The organism is Sphingobacterium cellulitidis, assembly GCF_043187465.1.
Taxonomy (GTDB): domain Bacteria; phylum Bacteroidota; class Bacteroidia; order Sphingobacteriales; family Sphingobacteriaceae; genus Sphingobacterium; species Sphingobacterium cellulitidis.
In genome coordinates this window covers 566167-583850 of record NZ_CP171136.1, presented here as the reverse complement: position 1 = coordinate 583850, position 17684 = coordinate 566167, and the positions used below count along the sequence as shown (strand labels likewise).

Genomic DNA, 17684 nt, shown 5'->3' with positions numbered 1-17684 from the left:
AATTGTCAGAAAATGGTTGCAAGGGAAACTTTTTTTTATACAATCCTTGACAAATGTGATTTCTCGACGTACCTTTGTTGCATAATTCGAAGGATAAGTAGAATTATTTTAAAATTGTCTTTTCATAATTTAGGTTTATAATTGGTTAGTATCAAACCCTGGCGCCCATCGTCAGGGTTTTTTCATTTAGAAAAAAAGCCATGATTAAGATTCTTGAATTCTTCTTAATCACGGCTTTTTCAGCAATCATTATCTGATTGTTATTTCTTATCTGGACCCTGAGGTTTTGAGATTGATGTCCTCATATCTGTATCAGCTTGGATATTTTGCATTTTGTAATAATCCATAATTCCAAGGTTTCCATTTCTAAAAGCTTCCGCCATTGCCATAGGAACTTGAGATTCAGCTTCAATCACTTTTGCTTTCGCTTCTTGGGCTTTCGCACGCATTTCTTGTTCTGTTGCAACCGCCATTGCGCGACGCTCTTCAGCACGTGCATTAGCGACTTTCAAATCAGCTTCAGCTTGATCTGTTTGTAGTTTTGCTCCCACGTTTTCACCAATATCAATATCCGCGATGTCAATGGAAAGGATTTCAAAGGCAGTCCCTGAATCTAATCCTTTAGAGAGAACCGTTTTGGAAATTCTATCTGGGTTTTCTAATACCTCTTTATGATTAGCAGATGAACCGATTGTGGTTACAATTCCCTCACCCACACGAGCTAGAATTGTTTCTTCACCAGCACCCCCTACTAATTGGTTAATATTAGCTCTCACCGTTACACGTGCTTTTGCAATCAACTGAATACCGTCTTTTGCTACAGCAGCAACGGGTGGCGTATTAATAACTTGAGGGTTTACAGATAGCTGCACCGCATCAAACACATCCCGCCCTGCTAAATCTATCGCTGTCGCTAACTTAAAATCTAAAGGAATATTGGCCTTATCGGCGGAAATCAAAGCTTTAATAACTTTGTTCACATTTCCTCCAGCTAAATAATGTGTTTCAATTTCATTGGAGGTAATTTTTAAACCCGCTTTAGTTGAAGTGATCATCGCATTGGTAACCAAAGATGGTGGTACTTTACGTAATCTCATTAAAACTAAGTTTAACAAACTGATTTTTACATTGGACAATTGCGCAGTAAACCATAGATTGACTGGCAATAAATACAATAAAAAGAAAATAGCTATTACTGACCCCGTAATAATTAGAACTAGTTGAATAGGTGAATCCATTAACTTCTAGATTAATATTGTTTCAAACTTCTTAAAGATATAAAAATATTTCAAAGATTATGGGCATTATTTATGCCTGACATTCAATTTCCAACAAATTCAAGTTGAAAAAACATTTAAGAATTCATTAAAAGATTAGGAAACTATTTTTAATTTTAGGTGTTACGACAAGCATTTAGGAATTTAAGGGATAATTTCATCAAAAATTAAGATAAAATTCATTCTTAAACTACTAACTATTAATTTTTTAACCAAAATAAATGAAATTTATAGCAAAAATTTAGATTTTTGTGTTATTCAGATTCCTTCGAAAACGACCTAAAAATGATGATAAAACAAAAGATGTTAATTATAAATGACTTTCAAGGTAGTATTGATTCTTATTTAGTTCATTACCTTTGTATAAATTTTCCGAAACAGGTTACAATTTAATTCAGGACATTTGATTCTGGTTTTAATATTTAATTACTAAAACATTATTAAAACTCTTATATGAATTTCGGATATTTATCACTTATGAAAAATAAAGTTAATCTTCTATTCTAATATGAATAAGTTTAGTCAATTAAAGTGGCAATTTATAGTTAGTGTTGTTGTCGCCAATTTAATCATCATATTCTCTTATTGGTATTTCCTGAACAAGCAACGTGCGTATTCAGCAAGTATCACAGACTATATTGATCTAGCGCAAATAAAATTCAAAAATATTCAAGACTGGGAGCTCGATATTCAAAAGCTTTCCAAATATAAAAACCTGGAGAATTCTTCAGATCCATTGTTGGAAGAACAATTGATTGATAAAATTCATGAAAATATTGTTCAGATGGAAAAACCAAATGCGTTATTTCAATCTGCTCCAAAATCTATAGAAAATATTAAAGCAATAACTGCTTCCATCATAGCTAATCAGCATGATTTCAAATCCGAAACTCCTGATCAGATTTTCAAATCTTTAGCGAATGAACAAACCATTATCAACGAGGCTAGAAATAATTTCACCAATGAAATTATCGAAGTCCGTAAAAATCAGACCATTCAAAAAACAAAGGAACTGGATAAAACCCGCATTTATACAGCGATTTTCGGAATCCTTTCCTTATTAGGTATTTTCTTTGCTTTTGTCCAAACCCTTCGGATTTTAGAGTATTTAAGAAAGAATACCAAAAAAGAAAAAGAACTTAATAGCAACCTCACCAAAACTTCCGAAGAACTTGAAAGTGTAAACTGGGTACTTACTAACTCATCGAAATTGCACAATACCATTTCCGGGGTTTTATCAGAAGGTGAAATAGCTAAAATTTCATTAAATGTCATTTCTGATGTTACAAATGCTTTTGCTGGAGCATTTTATATTAGAAAAATTGACTCCTATGAGTTCAGTCTACGGGAGTCCCACGGCCTAGATCCTAAAGAGAAAATTGATTTAGTCCGGGTGGGCGAAGGAATGTTAGGTGCAGTGGCTGAATCTAAAAATCCTCAGATATTAAATTCCATTGATATCAGCAACAGCAGACTGCAAACTGGAATAATAAAAGCCATCTCAGCAGATGTAGTATTATTCCCTGTAGTGTATGAGGATTTCTGTATTGCCATCATTGAAATTATTGGTTCATTTCCTGATAATAAAAAGGAAAGCATCCTTAATTATCTTACCAGAACTAGCAGATCAATAGGTTCTGCTTTACATAGCCGACAAAGTCATGCCCTTGTTGAAGGATTACTTGAGGAAACACAAAGACAAACTGAAGAACTCGAGGCGCAACAAGAGGAATTGAGAATCACCAATGAGGAATTGGTTTACAAAACCAATTTATTGGAAGCTTCAGAAGAAGAATTGCGGGTTCAACAGGAAGAACTTTCACAAGCCAATAAGGAGTTGAACGAAAAAGCTGCTGAGCTGGAAAGAAGAAACAATGACTTGAATCATGCTCATTCCATCGTAGAACAAAAAATCACAGAAGTAGAGCAAGCAAGTAAATATAAATCAGAATTTATGGCCAACATGAGCCATGAATTAAGAACCCCACTTAATAGTATCCTGATTCTTGCCAAATTATTGCAAGACAATAAACATAGCAACCTAAGTGAAGAACAGGTAAAATATGCATCTGTCATCCATAATGCAGGATCTGACTTATTACAATTGATCAATGAATTATTGGATTTAGCGAAGATTGAATCAGGAAAAGTTGAAATCCATAAAGATAGCATCACGAGCAAACATTTTGTTTCAAACTTAGAATCCCTATTTAAGGAGGTTGCAAAAGAAAAATCCATCCGCTTTAATATCGATATCAGTAAGGCTCCGGAACAATTCGTTTCCGATGAATACCGTTTGGAGCAAGTATTGAAGAATTTCTTGTCCAATGCCTTTAAGTTCACTGATCAGAATGGGGAAATCAAACTCCATATTTTCAATCAATCAGGCAATCTACATTTTGCTGTATCGGATAATGGAAAAGGAATTTCAGAGGATAAACAAGCACTTATTTTCGAAGCATTCCGTCAAGAAGATGGTTCTACCAGTCGTAAATATGGCGGAACAGGTTTAGGATTATCCATTTCTAAGGAAATATCATCCTTATTGGGAGGTCGTATTATTTTGGAAAGTGAATCCGGTAAGGGTAGTAAATTCACCCTTATCATCCCATTTGTAGAAAATAAGGAACAAGGAGCAGCAATTGCGAAGGAAACCATCGCTAAACCTAAGAATCCTATTCAGAAAGCACCAGTATTGGAATCTGCAAAGCCTCAAAAAGCAGAAGAACCAGTGTTTGAACCTGTTAGGGAGATCAAATCGATTCTGATTATTGAGGATGATGTGAATTTTGCAGATATCTTAAAGGAATTTGCTTTAGAGTTCGGTTTCAATGTGATGAATGCTTATGACGGAGTCGCTGGAATCCAGATGGCTAAAGATCATATTCCTGATGCAATAATATTGGATGTCATGCTGCCATTGGCTGATGGTTGGGAGGTCCTTAAAACCTTAAAATCCAATGAAAGCACCAAGCACATCCCGATACACATGATGTCCGCGGCTAACTTTAACAAGAAAGACTTCTTGGAAAGTGGTGCAATAGGATTTATGGCAAAACCAGTTACTGGCGAAAGCATCGGTAAGGCATTTGAAACTATTAAACTCAATGTCAATAAAGATTTAAAGAAAATTCTTTTGATCGAGGACCAAGAATTCCAAAGTGACTTGATCAAAAATGCTTTTGCAGAACAGAATATCAATGTTATTCAGGCATTCACTGTCGAATCAGGGTTGAAAAAATTAGAACAAGAAAAAAATCTAGACTGTATCATCTTGGATGTGAAGCTTCCTGATGGAAGTGGATTAGAGATGTTGGACATCATCAAATCCAATCCAAAATATGAAAAGCTACCGGTTATTATTAATACAGCTTACGATTTAAGTACGGAGCAAACCGAAAGAATTATGCGCCATACCCAATCAATGGTTTTAAAATCGAGCAAATCGAACAACAGGCTTATTGATGAGGTCAATCTATTCTTGAATAAATTGTCAGCACCGGCTTATAATCCGATCAAACATCCTGAGAAAATTGGTCCGAAGGAAAATTACGGCACGAGTACACTGGACAATAAAACTGTATTGATCGCGGATGATGATATGCGAAATGTATTCGCATTGACTTCTTCCTTGCAACAATACAATATGCAGATCGAGATTGCCAATAACGGATTGGAGGCTTTGAATATCATCAATGACGAGAATAAAAACATCGACATTGTATTAATGGATATCATGATGCCTGAAATGGACGGATATGAGGCAATCCAAGAAATCAGAAAAAACAAAAAGTTCAATCAGCTTCCTATTATTGCTGTCACCGCGAAGGCAATGAAAGGCGACCGAGAGAAATCAATCGAATTAGGCGCGAACGACTATGTCAGCAAGCCTATCGATTTAGATAAATTAGTATCATTAATGCAAGTATGGCTGAGTTAAAGGGTTCAAATGAATTAAGTTTCGCCGAGGTAGAGGAAATTGTCTTCCTCTTGAAAAACGTATCAGATTTTGATTTATCTGGCTATACGCGTTCTTCGTTGAAACGTAGAATTCAACGAATTATGAACCTTGAGGAGATGGATATGGTGGATTTGAAAAATGCCCTAATCAATGTTGAAGGGTTCCAGCAATACTTTATTCAAGAAGTCACGGTCAATGTGACTGAAATGTTTAGAGATCCTGGCTTTTTCAATAAACTGAACAAAGATATCATTCCTTACTTACAAACCTTCCCACGCATCAAAATATGGAGTGCAGGATGTTCTACTGGAGAAGAAGTCTATTCCTTGGCAATCCTGCTCAAGGAAAATAATTTGAGTGACAGAGCCTTTATTTATGGCACCGACATCAATAGCAAGGTTCTAGATGTTGCCAAAAAAGGAATTTACCCCATTAAGAAGTTCAAGGAGTATTCTGATAATTTCAATGCCTATAATTCTACGGAGAGTCTTTCAAACTACTACACCGCGAGATATGATGCAGCGATTATCAATCATGATTTAAGACAGAATATTTTATTCTCTACACATAACTTGGCAACAGATCAAGTTTTCAATGAATTTCATCTTATTACTTGCAGGAACGTATTGATTTATTTCGACCTTCAATTGCAGGAACATGTAATCAATCTGTTCTATCAATCCTTGGCATTATTTGGATTTTTATGCTTGGGGACCAAAGAAACATTGATGCGACATGAAATTATGGAAAACTTCAAGGTGATAGATAAGGAGTATAATATCTATCAAAAAATTAAATAAGGATGGAGAATTTGGCAAAACATATCATCGTTATTGGCGGCTCCGCTGGGGCTTATGAACTGATCGTTGAGATCTTGGATCATTTACCTGCTCAGTTTAAAGATGCTATTGTTATTGTATTACATAGAAATTCAAAATACGAAACAAAAATTGAAAACAGCTTATCAAAAAGACTGAACCGAAATGTGATTTCAGTTCGCGATAAGCTCCCTATATTGGAAAACCATATCTATTTTGCTCCTCCGGGATATCACACTTTGGTCGAACCAGATTATCTTTTTTCACTGGATATTTCTGACCCTGTACAGTTTTCAAGACCATCGATCGATGTGTTTTTTGAATCTGTGGCTGCAGTTTTCGGAAAAAATGCAACAGCATTCCTACTTTCGGGAGCAAACAATGACGGCTCAACAGGATTAAAGTCCTTGGTCAATCACGGCGCTGACTGTTATGTTCAGAATCCTAAGGAAGCCATTATCGATACTATGCCATTGGCAGGTGTTGAAGTTTCCAAAAAAGTAAAAGTTATTTCAAATCAACATATTGTAGAATACTTCAGCCAATTAATGTAATGTCACCTATGAAAACGATCAATATCCTGATATTGGATGATAAAGAAGAAAATATCATCAGTCTTCATGCTTTACTTCAAGAAGTTGACCATGTAAATATTGTCAGTTCCACTGATCCCAATGAAGCACTCAAGATCTGCTGGAAAGATGATATTTCTATTGCACTTGTCGATGTTCAGATGCCAGAAATTAATGGATTTGAATTTGTATCCCTATTGAAATCAAATCCTAAAACTAGCCATATCATGGCTATTATGGTGACCGCCATTTCTAAAGAGGACAAATATCTATTAAAGGGGCTGGAAAGCGGTGCGGTCGATTACCTTTATAAGCCACTAAACCCTGAAATAACCATTGCCAAAGTAAAATCTTTTGTCCAACAGATTTTAATCCAGCAAGAACTTATTCAAAAGAACAAAGAGCTTGAAGAGTCTAAAATCGAACTTCTGAAAACTCGTGAGGAAGCAATACAGGCTAGAAAATCTAAAGAAATCTTCTTAGCTAATATGAGTCATGAGATCCGGACGCCTATCAACGGTATTATGGGTATCATGCACATGTTCAAAAGCTCTGAATTGACGGTGGAACAAAAAGATTGGTTAAAAAGATTAGACAACGCTTCACATTCACTCCTATTAATCATTAATGACATCCTTGATCTTTCAAAAATTGATTCAGGAATGCTAAAGATTGAATTTGAGGACTTCAGCCTAACAAAGATGATTGAAGATATCAATAGAATCTTCAAAATTAAGGCTACTCACAAAAACCTGAAATTCAATATTGAATTGGATGAGGATGTTCCCCAATATATTCACTATGACTCCTTAAGGCTGCAGCAGATTATCAGCAATTTCGTATCAAACAGTTTGAAATTTACTGAAAAAGGTTCAATCCAATTGAACGTAAAAGTTGTGGATAAGGACTATGAACGCTTTAGACTACGATTTGCCGTTAAAGATACAGGTATTGGAATCCGCGAGGATTCCGTAGATAAAATCTTTATGGCCTTTGAGCAAGCAGATGATGGAATTACCAAGAAATTCGGTGGAACAGGTTTGGGATTAGCAATTGTAAAAAGATTGGCTAAACTGTTAAACGGAGATGTTGGAGCCAAGAGTGTTTATGGAGAGGGTTCCGAATTTTATTTCGAAGGATGGTTTGAGGAATCCGCACAAAGCGAGGTGGAAAAAGAAAAAGATGTCCCTACCTACAACAGCTTCCCGAAATTTGATGAGATGAAGGTCTTGGTAGCTGAGGATAATGAATTAAATTCATTCATGCTTGCCCATATGTTGAGAAGTTGGAACTGTAAGGTTGATATCGTGAAAAATGGCCGTTTGGCTCTTGAAAAGGTGGAAAGCGAACAGTATGATTTAATTTTGATGGATACGCATATGCCGATCATGAGTGGATTTGAAGCCATTAAAGAAATCAAAAATAATATCATTCCGGAGAAACATGGCATTCCAATTATTACGATTTCTGCTTCTGTTTTAGAGCATGAACAAGCGGCTGCATTTCAAGCTGGAGCGGATGGAGTAATCGGAAAACCATTTGATCCAATTGAATTATATCAGAAAATAATCCAGGTTACGAATAAAAATAAAAACCCAAAATTGACTTCTTAATGATTTAAAGCTCGTTAAAATCAATAATTTATGTTAAATTCGTACAAAATATATTAAAAATAGCTATGAAGAAATTATTTATTGTTCCAGCGCTAATTTTAGCAATTGGAATTACTTCTTGTGGCAATAACGCTGAGAAGAAAGAAGAAGGCGCTTCAACCGAAACCACAACAACAACAGAACCTGAAGCAACAACATCTACTGAAACTGTAGCTGGTATTGAAAATGTAACATTATCAAACCAATGGACAGTGGAAGCAAACGATCAAATGCAATTCAATACAACTTTAATTCGTGTTAAAGCTGGTGAACCAGTTGAATTGACTTTAAAAAATGTAGGCTCCATGCCGGTTGAATCAATGGGACACAACTTGGTAGTATTGAAACCAGGTGTTGATGTTGCAACTTTTGGTGGTGAAGCTACTGCTGCTGCGGATAACGAGTATATCCCTAAATCAGCATTGTCTTCTATCGTTGCTCACACAAAATTATTAGGTCCAGGTCAAGAAGATAAAATCACTTTCACACTAGAGAAAGGGGTTTATCCTTACCTATGTAGCTTCCCTGGTCACTTCGGAATTATGCACGGTCAAATCGTTGCTGAATAATCCAAGTACCTAAAAAATACAATTGTAAAGGCTCCATTAGGAGCCTTTCTTGTTTATTCTGCCTCTCAATCCAAATCCAATATCCCCTCAATTATTTCTCCCTAAATAATTCAAATTCCCCCAGCCCCTATTCCATTTTGTAATCCCTCCGTCTAATTAAAAAATACTAGCCACTAAATAGCATTTCTCTTCGCTTAATATGCATTTAAATAGTAAATTTGCCTCGTAAACAAAGAAAAAACTCTATGCAATACGACGTAATCGTAATCGGAAGTGGTCCAGGTGGTTATGTTGCCGCTATCCGTTGTGCTCAATTAGGCTTAAAAACAGCTGTTATTGAAAAATATAGCACATTTGGAGGAACCTGTCTAAATGTGGGATGTATCCCATCCAAAGCATTGTTAGATTCTTCAGAACACTATCATAATGCTGCTCACAATTTTGAACAACACGGTATTAGCTTAAGCAACCTTAAAGTCGATATGAAAAAAATGATCGACAGAAAAAACAGTGTAATCGATCAAAACACTGCAGGTATTACTTACTTGTTCAAGAAAAATAAAATTGACAGCTTCCAAGGCGTAGGTTCATTCGTTGACAAAAACACAATTAAAGTAACTGCAGCGGATGGAAAAGTGGAAGAACTAAGTACCAAAAATGTAATTATTGCGTCTGGTTCTAAACCTTCGGCTTTACCTTTCCTACCTGTTGATAAACAACGTATCATCACTTCTACTGAAGCATTAAACTTAACTGAAGTTCCTAAACACCTAATCGTTATTGGTGGTGGTGTTATCGGATTAGAGTTGGGTTCTGTATATGCTCGATTAGGTTCTAAGGTATCCGTTGTTGAATATGCAAAATCAATCATCCCTACAATGGATGGCGGATTAGGTAAAGAACTTCAACGCGTATTGAAGAAAAACCTAGGAATGGAATTCTTTATGAGTCATAAAGTAACTGGTGCTACTGTAAAAGGTAAAAAAGTAACTGTTACGGCTGAAGATTCCAAAGGCCAAAATGTAGTGTTAGAAGGTGATTACTGTATCGTTGCTGTTGGTAGAACGGCTTATACTGAAGGATTAGGTCTTGAAAACATCGGTATCAAAACTGAAGAAAGAGGAAATAAAATCCCTGTCAATGAGCATTTAGAAACTTCTGTACCGGGAGTATATGCAATCGGAGATGTAATCAAAGGTGCCATGTTAGCTCATAAGGCTGAAGATGAAGGTATTTATGTTGCAGAATCTATTGCTGGTCAAAAACCACATATCGATTATAACTTAATTCCAGGTGTAGTTTACACATGGCCTGAGGTTGCTTCTGTTGGTAAAACTGAAGAGCAATTAAAAGAAGAAGGTAAAAAATATAAAGCTGGTAATTTCTCATTCAAAGCATCTGGACGTGCGAAAGCATCTGGTGACACTGATGGATTTATCAAAGTATTGGCGGATGCTGAAACTGACGAAATCCTAGGAGTACACATGATTGGCCCTCGTGCTGCTGACATGATTGCTGAAGCAGTTGTAGCTATGGAATACCGTGCATCGGCTGAAGATATTGGTAGAATCTGTCATGCTCACCCGACATTTACGGAAGCATTAAAAGAAGCTGCCCTGGCAGCAACCGCAAATAGAGCGATCCACGCTTAATCACATTATTTAAAAGGCAAACTTTACAGTTTGCCTTTTTTTATTACATCTCAACCTCAACTCAACACTTTAGCGCAATATTCCTCTGCATAAGGTTGTAAAAATTGTTTTATTATCTCTATACTTTAAAGGAATAGACTATTTTTCAGATATTTGTATATGAACTTTTATACTCGTAAATGGGTCAAACCTGAGGACCTAAACCCTAACGGTTCCTTATTTGGAGGAACATTATTACGCTGGATAGATGAAGAAGCTGTAATCTACGCCATCGTCCAACTCGGGAATCCACATGTAGTAACCAAATATATTTCAGAAATCAATTTTGTGAGTTCGGCGAAACAAGGCGATATTATTGAATTAGGTATCGAAGCAATAAATTTTGGTAGAACATCCCTAACCATGCGTTGCGTGGTTCGTAATAAGATAACAAGGATGGTGATTCTTTCAATCGACAAATTGGTTTTTGTCAATTTGGATGCGGAAGGAACTCCAACCCCACATGGCAAAACAGAAATTACCTACGCCTATATGGGGATCGAGCCTGATATCAAGAAAAGGGATTAAGCTGCTTTTTGAGCTACAATCTCTTTTTTAAGGTCTTTCTCAACCCAAAAGGAAACAATTGGGATTAAACTAAGAACGAAGTATTTGACAACACGGCCAAACTTCCAGTTGTAAGTTTGCCAGCAGGCAATCAATAGGACAACAAAAAGTACAACCAAGAATCCATGGATAGATCCGGCAACACGCACAGCTTCAGGAACTCCCGCCAAATACTTTAAAGGCATAGCAACAAAAAACAACAAAACGGTAGAGATTGCCTCCCATAGGGCAACTTGCTGAAATATTCTTAACATATAAATTACTATTAGTCAGCGCAAAGAAAAGGAAAACCATTAGGGAAATGAAATGCTTAATTCGGAAGTGACCTCGAAATGACATATAGCCCATAAAAATGACATCCTTGCCGAAAAGATATGTCCTGACTAAATAAAAAATGTGTATTTTTGAAGAATTGTATTTGCAAACATAACGACAATTAATATTTATGAATTACGACATTATTGTTATCGGTAGTGGTCCAGGTGGATACGTAGCAGCAATCAGAGCAGCTCAATTAGGATTCAAAACTGCCATTATCGAACGTGACGCATTAGGTGGTATTTGCCTTAACTGGGGCTGTATTCCAACCAAAGCACTTTTGAAAAGTGCACAAGTATTCGAATATTTAAATCATGCTGCTGATTATGGAATCAAAGTAAATGGTGGTGAAGCCGACTTTGATGCTATTGTAAAAAGAAGTCGTGGTGTAGCAGATGGCATGAGCAAAGGGATCCAGTTCTTGATGAAAAAGAACAAGATCGATGTGATCATGGGTACTGCAAAAATTAAAAAAGGTGGTAAAATCGAAGTGAAAGCGGCTGATGGATCTACTAAAGAATATACTGCTAAACATACTATCCTTGCTACTGGTGCACGCTCTAGAGAATTACCTAACCTTCCTCAAGATGGTAAGAAAATTATCGGTTACCGCCAAGCAATGAACCTTCCTAAACAACCTAAATCAATGGTCGTTGTTGGTTCTGGTGCTATCGGTGTCGAATTCGCGTACTTCTATAATGCCATCGGTACCAAAGTGACTATCGTTGAATTCATGGACAGAATCGTCCCTGTGGAAGATGAAGAAATCTCAAAACAATTAGAGAAATCACTGAAAAAAGCAGGTATCAACATCCTGACTAAATCTGAAGTGCAATCCGTAGATACTAAAGGTGATCTTTGTAAAGTTTCTATCAAAACTGAAAAAGGTACTGAAACCATCGAAGCTGAGGTTGTTCTTTCTGCTGTTGGTATCACGCCAAACATCGAAAACCTAGGCCTAGAAGAAGTTGGTGTAAAAACTGACAAAGGTCGGGTGTTAGTAGATGATTTCTATAAAACAAATATCGATGGTGTTTATGCGATCGGTGATATCGTAAAAGGTCAAGCTTTAGCGCACGTGGCTTCTGCTGAAGGTATTACTTGTATCGAAAAAATCAAAGGTCTTCATGTAGATCCTATTGATTACAATAACATCCCAGGATGTACTTACTGTTCTCCTGAAATCGCTTCGGTAGGTTTCACTGAAAAAGCAGCTAAAGAAGCTGGTTATGAAATCAAAGTGGGTAAATTCCCATTCTCAGCTTCCGGAAAAGCTTCTGCTGCCGGTGCTAAAGATGGTTTCGTAAAAGTAATTTTCGATGCTAAATACGGTGAATTCCTAGGTGCTCACTTAATTGGTGCTAACGTAACTGAAATGATCGCTGAAGTAGTAGTTGCTCGCAAATTAGAGTCTACTGGTCACGAAATCATTAAATCGGTTCACCCACATCCTACAATGAGTGAAGCTATTATGGAAGCTGTTGCTGACGCTTATGGCGAAGTAATCCACTTGTAAGAATAAATTCTTTTCATCATATAAAGCCATCCTGCCGGATGGCTTTTTTATTAACTCAGAATTCTGATACAGATTATTTTTATTGATTTCTACTTGAAATCAAAATAAAACTGGTTAATATTTTATAATTATAGAATTATATATTAAACTGTATTTTATTACAAACCTTTTTTATAGTTTTGGGTAAAATTTTAATTCATTTATGAAAACGATAATAATGGTCTTAGGAGCTCCAAATGATGAGTATGGTCATCTTTCAGCAATCGCGTTGGATAGATTATACCGCGCCTACGACTTATCTATGAGCAATTCGGAAGCTCGAATTCTTTGTACTGGAGGTCAAGGAGACCATTTCAATATCACAGATAAGCCCCATCATTATTACGCAAAAAACTTTTTGAACTTAAAAGGAGTAGCCCCTGAACGATTCCTACCAGGAACGGAATCCAGAAATACCATCGAGGATTTCTCACTATCCAAACAAACTATCGAAGAATACAATCCAGATCTATTAATTATCATTACCTCCGAATTCCATATCAAACGTGTTCAGATGATCTCAGAAGCGATAATTCCTGATATTAATAAGTTCTTCGTTTCCGTAGCTTCTTCTTTGACAGATGCCGAGTTAAAACCACTTGTCGAACACGAAAGAAATGCTCTTTACTTCTTAAAAGAACACGGAATTAATTACTAAAGCTTTATTTATTCTTTCTTCTTCCAGATACTCTCAGCCCATTTCCCTACAAACCAAAAGGAAACCGCTAATATTAAGAAGAATATAGTCCTATTGATATTGTCCCATAGGTATTCGACAAATCGGGTATACAGGTTTAAAATAAAAAATACGAAACCGATATCCCTGGACACATGATCTTTGGTCTTCATTCCGTATACCGCCAATCCCAAGGAAATAGCAATTCCTAATAAACCCCAATAGAAAATCTCATATTGCCGCACACTCGACCATTTATCAAAATCACTATAGTTGCCAAAGATGGAAAGTAACCACAAGGCAATCATGCTATACAATAGCCCAACCACAAAAGATGTCGATTGAAAAATCGCGATTTTCTTTATTCTGGGTTGAATAAAAATTGCAAAGCTGGTCAATAGTATGCCGAAAATGGTAAAACGTAGAGGATAATTCATCCCCCAGAACTTAAATCCCCAATTACTATGATAGGCGGTCTCAGTCGCAAACCAAATCCCCAAGGCAACCAAAGTAAATACCCATAATAGTTTAGAGGTCAGTTTGATGGATAGAACGGCATAGATGATGATTGACAATAAAAACAGAAGGGTAAAATGATTTTCATTACGGTCCAACACCTGACCTAAAAATCCAATACTTGCAGCCGTGGAAAATGCTCCGGCAAGCATCAGGGTTTCATTTGAAAAATTCTTACCAGGGTTTTTCGCCTTATTTCTGAAACCTAAAATATAAAAAAACACCGCTACTCCTGCAAAACCCAAACAAAAGATCACATTGGGGGTCTCATAAAAACCCTCTACCAGTTTGGATAAATAATCATCCGAAAACAAGGAAACAACAGAAAATATCAATGATGCCAAGGCAATCCAGAAGGCATATCTCGCTAGCATCCCCCATTCAAAACCCTTATCATCCATATTGGATTTTAATTCCTCAGATTTCTCCCGCGTCAACAACTGCTCCTTCTCCCAGTGTTCTATAGCTTGTTCAATAATTTCGCGCTCAGATTTATTTACGTCTAGTTTTTTCAAAATGTCTTGTTTGTATTTTAAAGGTAATACTTTTCAACAATCCTGCCTAATATTAGATTAGAGACGAGCATCTTAGAAATCTCTACTTAAAAATCTGTAACTTTGCACTTTGCTAAAAGGAGAGATTAATGGCCGTAAAAAAAGCAGTAGACCTTGGGGATCAAAGTGAATTAGAAGTATTTGGAGCCCGCGTACATAACCTTAAAAATATAGATGTATCATTTCCGAGAAACCAACTGGTTGTTATCACTGGATTAAGTGGTAGTGGCAAGTCTTCCTTGGCCTTTGACACTATATATGCTGAGGGTCAACGCCGATATATGGAAACATTTTCTGCCTATAGCCGTCAGTTTTTAGGTGGAATGGAAAGACCTGATGTCGATAAAATCTCAGGATTAAGCCCTGTAATTTCAATCGAACAGAAAACAACTTCCAAGAATCCTAGATCTACCGTTGGGACGATTACTGAAATCTATGACTTCCTTCGTTTACTTTATGCCCGAATCGGAGAAGCTTATTCTTATGTGACTGGCAGAAAGATGGAACGCATGTCGGATGATGAAATCACTGACCGTATCCTAAATGAATTCAATGGAGAAGGTATATACGTCCTAGCCCCAGTGGTAAAAGGTCGTAAAGGTCATTACCGTGAACTCTTTGAGCAAATCAGAAAACAAGGATATACAAAAGTTCGCGTGGATGGAGAAATATTGGATATCGCTCCTAAAATGCAGGTGGACCGTTATAAAATCCACGATATTGAAATCGTAGTCGACCGTATCATTGTTGAAAAAGACTCTCGCAAAAGATTGTTCACTTCCATTGGTCAAGCCTTAAAAACAGCAAAAGGAATCATAAAAATTGCCAACAAGGAAAATAAAGAACAATTTTTCAGTAGATATTTAATGGATGCTGAATCAGGCATCTCCTATGATGAACCGCAGCCAAACACATTCTCGTTCAACTCCCCTTATGGCGCTTGTCCAAAATGTGATGGACTAGGTTATATCTATGAAATTGATAAAAAAATCGTTATCCCAGACCGTAGCCTAAACATCCAAAAAGGAGCAATCGTTCCCTTGGGACCAGCTAAGGATTCCTGGAATTTTGCGGTTTTGAAGGCAGTCGCTAAGAAATATGATTTCTCACTGACCACACCTATTGAAAAACTATCCGAAGAACTTATCGATAACCTGTTATTTGGAGAGGAAGAACCTATCCACTTAACGGTATCCTACGGTTCCTATGGTGCTCGTGAATATAAAGTTCAATTTGAAGGTATCTTCAAGATGCTTGAAGAAATGAGTGCAAAATACAGCGATGATACTCAAGGCTTGGATGAGTTTAGAACTCAAGTGGTATGTACTGAATGTCAGGGAGCGCGTTTAAAGAAAGAATCATTACATATTAAAGTTGCCGACAAGAACATCGCTGAATTAGCGGAAATGGATATTGTCGCCTTGGATGAATGGTTCGACGATGTAGAAACCAAACTTTCAGATAGACAAAACATTATTGCTACTGAAATAATCAAAGAAATAAAAACCAGAATTGGATTCCTATTGGATGTAGGGTTGAATTATCTGACCTTAAACAGAAGTTCCAAAAGTTTATCTGGTGGTGAAGCCCAACGGATTCGTTTGGCGACCCAAATCGGATCACAATTGGTCAACGTGCTTTATATCCTGGATGAGCCTAGTATTGGTCTCCATCAAAGGGACAACGAACGCTTGATCAGTGCACTTAAAAATCTTCGGGATATCGGAAATTCTATTCTTGTGGTGGAACACGACAAGGATATGATCCTACATTCGGATTATGTTATCGATATGGGACCTGCTGCAGGTGTCCATGGTGGTAAAGTGGTTGCCCAAGGTACGCCAAAGGAATTGATGAAAATGAATACCTTGACGACGGATTACCTGAACGGCAACAAAGAAATCAAAATCCCGACAGAAAGAAGGAAAGGAAATGGTCATACGCTTAGTTTAAAAGGCGCTAAAGGCCATAACTTAAAGAATGTGAGCATTGATATCCCATTGGGAGAATTGGTCCTTGTAACGGGAGTTTCAGGCTCTGGGAAATCAAGCTTGATTACAAATACCCTATACCCTATTCTGAACCATCATTTCTTCCGTGCTAAAGCGAAACCTTTGCCGTATGACAAAATCGAAGGTCTAGAAAATATCGATAAGGTTATTGAAATTGATCAGTCCCCTATTGGTCGGACTCCACGTTCAAACCCTTCGACTTACACAGGTGTATTCTCCGATATCAGAGCGCTCTATGTACAGTTGCCTGAAGCGAAAATCAGAGGTTATAAACCTGGACGATTTTCATTCAATGTCAAAGGTGGAAGATGTGAAACCTGCCAGGGTGCTGGTATGAAGATTATTGAAATGAACTTCCTACCTGATGTTCAGGTTCCCTGTGAAACCTGCAACGGAAAACGCTATAACAGAGAGACCTTAGAAGTCCGTTATCGTGGAAAATCAATTTCCGATGTTTTGGATATGAGCATCGATGAAGCCGTTGTTTTCTTTGAAAACATCCCTTCAATTTACAGGAAAATTAAAACCTTGCAGGACGTAGGCTTGGGTTATATCACCCTGGGTCAATCTTCAACAACCCTCTCTGGAGGTGAAGCCCAACGCGTAAAATTAGCAACCGAACTTTCTAAGAAAGATACCGGCAAAACGTTCTATATCTTGGATGAACCTACCACTGGACTACATTTTGAAGATGTCAATGTCTTATTGGGCGTTATCAATAGATTGGTGGACCGCGGAAATACCGTGTTGATTATTGAACATAACCTCGACGTGATCAAAGCTGCTGACTGGGTAATTGATATGGGGCCTGAAGGTGGAAAGAATGGCGGAAAATTACTCTTCCAGGGAGTTCCTGAGGATTTGATAAAGCAAAAGAATTCTGAAACAGGTCGTTTCCTGAAAATAGAAATGAACTACAATAAATAGAAAAAGGGAGCTTCATGCT

At 37.1% G+C, this 17684-nt stretch carries 13 protein-coding genes; 10 read left to right on the top strand and 3 right to left on the bottom strand.

Annotated features, from left to right (window positions below; translation table 11 throughout):
- Nucleotides 1–260: 260 nt before the first annotated feature.
- The gene (floA, locus tag ACF3OC_RS02525) at nucleotides 261–1238 is read right to left on the bottom strand and encodes a flotillin-like protein FloA (protein ID WP_093100815.1); all 978 of its coding nucleotides are present in this window, start codon (nucleotides 1236–1238) and stop codon (nucleotides 261–263) included.
- Nucleotides 1239–1785: 547 nt separating this feature from the next.
- Here floA and ACF3OC_RS02520 point away from each other — a divergent pair.
- The 7 genes from ACF3OC_RS02520 (at nucleotide 1786) to ACF3OC_RS02490 (ending at nucleotide 11068) form a co-directional block, all read left to right on the top strand.
- The gene (locus tag ACF3OC_RS02520) at nucleotides 1786–5217 is read left to right on the top strand and encodes a response regulator (RefSeq protein ID WP_094280231.1); all 3432 of its coding nucleotides are present in this window, start codon (nucleotides 1786–1788) and stop codon (nucleotides 5215–5217) included.
- The gene (locus ACF3OC_RS02515; protein WP_094255488.1) at nucleotides 5205–6038 is read left to right on the top strand and encodes a protein-glutamate O-methyltransferase CheR; all 834 of its coding nucleotides are present in this window, start codon (nucleotides 5205–5207) and stop codon (nucleotides 6036–6038) included. Before ACF3OC_RS02520 ends, ACF3OC_RS02515 begins: the two co-directional genes overlap by 13 nt.
- A 2-nt stretch (nucleotides 6039–6040) precedes the next feature.
- Nucleotides 6041–6610, top strand: coding sequence for a chemotaxis protein CheB (locus ACF3OC_RS02510; protein ID WP_094255489.1), 570 nt, complete (start codon nucleotides 6041–6043; stop codon nucleotides 6608–6610).
- Nucleotides 6611–6618: 8 nt separating this feature from the next.
- Nucleotides 6619–8241, top strand: a complete 1623-nt coding sequence (locus ACF3OC_RS02505) for a response regulator (RefSeq protein WP_094255747.1) — start codon at nucleotides 6619–6621, stop codon at nucleotides 8239–8241.
- A gap of 65 nt (nucleotides 8242–8306) precedes the next feature.
- On the top strand, nucleotides 8307–8849 hold the full coding sequence (locus ACF3OC_RS02500; protein WP_094255490.1) for a plastocyanin/azurin family copper-binding protein: 543 nt from the start codon (nucleotides 8307–8309) through the stop codon (nucleotides 8847–8849).
- Between the two features lie 245 nt (nucleotides 8850–9094).
- Nucleotides 9095–10501: a dihydrolipoyl dehydrogenase gene (lpdA, locus tag ACF3OC_RS02495; protein ID WP_094280232.1), complete on the top strand. Its 1407-nt coding sequence runs from the start codon at nucleotides 9095–9097 to the stop codon at nucleotides 10499–10501.
- Between the two features lie 159 nt (nucleotides 10502–10660).
- Complete coding sequence (locus ACF3OC_RS02490) at nucleotides 10661–11068, top strand: acyl-CoA thioesterase (protein WP_094255492.1); 408 nt, start codon at nucleotides 10661–10663, stop codon at nucleotides 11066–11068.
- On the opposite strand, the gene ACF3OC_RS02485 is transcribed toward ACF3OC_RS02490, so the two are convergent.
- Nucleotides 11065–11361: a DUF3817 domain-containing protein gene (locus ACF3OC_RS02485; RefSeq protein ID WP_094255493.1), complete on the bottom strand. Its 297-nt coding sequence runs from the start codon at nucleotides 11359–11361 to the stop codon at nucleotides 11065–11067. The two genes, ACF3OC_RS02490 and ACF3OC_RS02485, sit on opposite strands and share 4 nt — an antisense overlap.
- A gap of 191 nt (nucleotides 11362–11552) precedes the next feature.
- Between ACF3OC_RS02485 and lpdA (ACF3OC_RS02480) the strand changes: the two genes are divergently transcribed.
- Nucleotides 11553–12941 carry a dihydrolipoyl dehydrogenase gene (gene lpdA / locus ACF3OC_RS02480; protein WP_094255494.1) on the top strand — a complete coding sequence of 463 codons (1389 nt, stop codon included), beginning with the start codon at nucleotides 11553–11555 and terminating at the stop codon, nucleotides 12939–12941.
- Nucleotides 12942–13143: 202 nt separating this feature from the next.
- Nucleotides 13144–13638 carry a YdcF family protein gene (locus ACF3OC_RS02475; RefSeq protein WP_094255495.1) on the top strand — a complete coding sequence of 165 codons (495 nt, stop codon included), beginning with the start codon at nucleotides 13144–13146 and terminating at the stop codon, nucleotides 13636–13638.
- Between the two features lie 8 nt (nucleotides 13639–13646).
- Here the strand turns inward: ACF3OC_RS02475 and ACF3OC_RS02470 are convergent, their stop codons facing one another.
- Nucleotides 13647–14687: a DUF2157 domain-containing protein gene (locus ACF3OC_RS02470; protein ID WP_094280233.1), complete on the bottom strand. Its 1041-nt coding sequence runs from the start codon at nucleotides 14685–14687 to the stop codon at nucleotides 13647–13649.
- Between the two features lie 128 nt (nucleotides 14688–14815).
- Between ACF3OC_RS02470 and uvrA the strand changes: the two genes are divergently transcribed.
- The gene (gene uvrA, locus ACF3OC_RS02465; protein WP_094280234.1) at nucleotides 14816–17665 is read left to right on the top strand and encodes an excinuclease ABC subunit UvrA; all 2850 of its coding nucleotides are present in this window, start codon (nucleotides 14816–14818) and stop codon (nucleotides 17663–17665) included.
- The last annotated feature ends 19 nt before the right edge of the window (nucleotides 17666–17684 follow it).

Coding starts and splice junctions, on each gene's coding strand:
- floA (WP_093100815.1), bottom strand. CDS start 1,238: ATGGATTCACCTATTCAACTAGTTCTAATTATTACGGGGTCAGTAATA.
- ACF3OC_RS02520 (WP_094280231.1), top strand. CDS start 1,786: ATGAATAAGTTTAGTCAATTAAAGTGGCAATTTATAGTTAGTGTTGTT.
- ACF3OC_RS02515 (WP_094255488.1), top strand. CDS start 5,205: ATGGCTGAGTTAAAGGGTTCAAATGAATTAAGTTTCGCCGAGGTAGAG.
- ACF3OC_RS02510 (WP_094255489.1), top strand. CDS start 6,041: ATGGAGAATTTGGCAAAACATATCATCGTTATTGGCGGCTCCGCTGGG.
- ACF3OC_RS02505 (WP_094255747.1), top strand. CDS start 6,619: ATGAAAACGATCAATATCCTGATATTGGATGATAAAGAAGAAAATATC.
- ACF3OC_RS02500 (WP_094255490.1), top strand. CDS start 8,307: ATGAAGAAATTATTTATTGTTCCAGCGCTAATTTTAGCAATTGGAATT.
- lpdA (WP_094280232.1), top strand. CDS start 9,095: ATGCAATACGACGTAATCGTAATCGGAAGTGGTCCAGGTGGTTATGTT.
- ACF3OC_RS02490 (WP_094255492.1), top strand. CDS start 10,661: ATGAACTTTTATACTCGTAAATGGGTCAAACCTGAGGACCTAAACCCT.
- ACF3OC_RS02485 (WP_094255493.1), bottom strand. CDS start 11,361: ATGTTAAGAATATTTCAGCAAGTTGCCCTATGGGAGGCAATCTCTACC.
- lpdA (WP_094255494.1), top strand. CDS start 11,553: ATGAATTACGACATTATTGTTATCGGTAGTGGTCCAGGTGGATACGTA.
- ACF3OC_RS02475 (WP_094255495.1), top strand. CDS start 13,144: ATGAAAACGATAATAATGGTCTTAGGAGCTCCAAATGATGAGTATGGT.
- uvrA (WP_094280234.1), top strand. CDS start 14,816: ATGGCCGTAAAAAAAGCAGTAGACCTTGGGGATCAAAGTGAATTAGAA.